General features: G+C 57.6%; 2 protein-coding genes. Both read right to left on the minus strand.

Going from position 1 to position 1,447, the window contains the following annotated elements; genetic code table 11:
• Positions 1–23 precede the first annotated feature (23 nt).
• The gene (locus VSR68_RS42415; RefSeq protein ID WP_342945367.1) at positions 24–272 is read right to left on the minus strand and encodes a DUF6429 family protein; all 249 of its coding nucleotides are present in this window, start codon (positions 270–272) and stop codon (positions 24–26) included.
• Entirely contained in the window at positions 269–1,363 is a 1,095-nt protein-coding gene (locus tag VSR68_RS42420; protein ID WP_342945368.1) for an IS630 family transposase, read from the minus strand. The genes VSR68_RS42415 and VSR68_RS42420 overlap by 4 nt, the downstream gene beginning before the upstream one ends.
• Positions 1,364–1,447: the final 84 nt, after the last annotated feature.

The raw sequence follows: 1,447 nt of genomic DNA on the forward strand, positions 1-1,447 counted from the left end.
TCCTGAGTTAGAAGTTCGTTGAATTAATTTCCGGTTGTTTCCGGAATGACGAAATGCTCATTAAAGAGCCGCTCGGATTCGCGCAATCCCTCTTCGGTAAAGATCACGGACTTCGTCTTGTTGACAGGGTCTTCGATGAAGCCTCGCTCGTAGAGCCGGTTCAATACATCCCAGTCGAAACCCTTCCATGCACGGTATCGGTCGTGCAGGGTCAGGTAAAGAAGTGCCAGGGCGACTTCATCGATTGCATTGGTATTGATATTCGTATTCATGGTGCTCCTGCCGTGGCGCTGCGGACCCGCGCACAAAACCGTTCGAGGCTCGCCAGGATTTCATCGGCTGACTTGCTCCAGATAAACGGTCGGGGATTGGCGTTATAGATGTTCAGGTAGTGACGGATCGAGTCTTCGAGTTGGCGTGTCGATCGATGCGTGCCGCGCCGAAGGTATTTTTCAGTGAGCGAGGCGAACCATCGTTCAACCTGATTAAGCCACGACGCCGAGGTGGGCGTGAAGTGAACATGGAAGCGAGGATGACGGGCGAACCAGGCTTTGATCGAGGGCGTTTTGTGCGTGCCATAGTTGTCCATCACCAGATGCACATCCAGGTGCGACGGCACGCTGGCTTCGATGGTGCGCAGAAAGCGCACGAATTCGCTGCTGCGATGGCGTCGATGTACCTCGCCGATCACCTCGCCGGTCGCGATGTCCAGCGCCGCGAACAGCGTGGTCGTGCCGTGGCGCATGTAATCGTGCGTGCGTCGCTCAGGGATGCCAGGTGCCAGCGGCAACATGGGTTGCGTGCGGTCCAGCGCCTGAATCTGGCTCTTCTCGTCCACGCACAACACCATGGCCTTAAGCGGCGGATCCAGGTAAAGCCCAACGATATCTCTCACCTTGTCGACGAACAGCGGATCGCTGGAGAGCTTGAATGTTTCCTGCCGGTGCGGCTGCAAACCAAAAGCACGCCAGATCCGCGTGACCGCGGTCTGCGACACTTTCATCTCGCGAGCCATCGTGCGGGTGCTCCAGTGAGTCGCTCCGACAGGTACGGACTCAAGCGTCTTTGCGATGACCGCATCGACGCGCGCGTCATCAATCGTCCTCGGCGCGCCGGGCCGAGGTGCATCGAGCAGTCCGTCCAGACGATGCATGACGAACCGCGCCCGCCACTTCGAGACCGTTTGCTGAGTGACCCGCTGTTTCGCCGCAACGCTCTTGTTGTCCAGGCCATCGGCACAGGCCAATACGATGCGCGCCCGCAATGCGAGGGCCTGTGCGGTCTTGCGTCGCATTGTCAGAGCTTGCAGTTCTTCGCGCTCCGATTCGCTCAGCACGAGTTCCCCTTTGGGCCGTCCGCTCATCGATGCCTCCTCGTATCGAGTGCCACACAGAACACTTTAGTACGTGATCGACATCATTCAATGAATTTTTAACTCATGACACTA

It is taken from the genome of Paraburkholderia phymatum (assembly GCF_038900715.1).
In the GTDB taxonomy this organism is placed as follows: domain Bacteria; phylum Pseudomonadota; class Gammaproteobacteria; order Burkholderiales; family Burkholderiaceae; genus Paraburkholderia; species Paraburkholderia phymatum_A.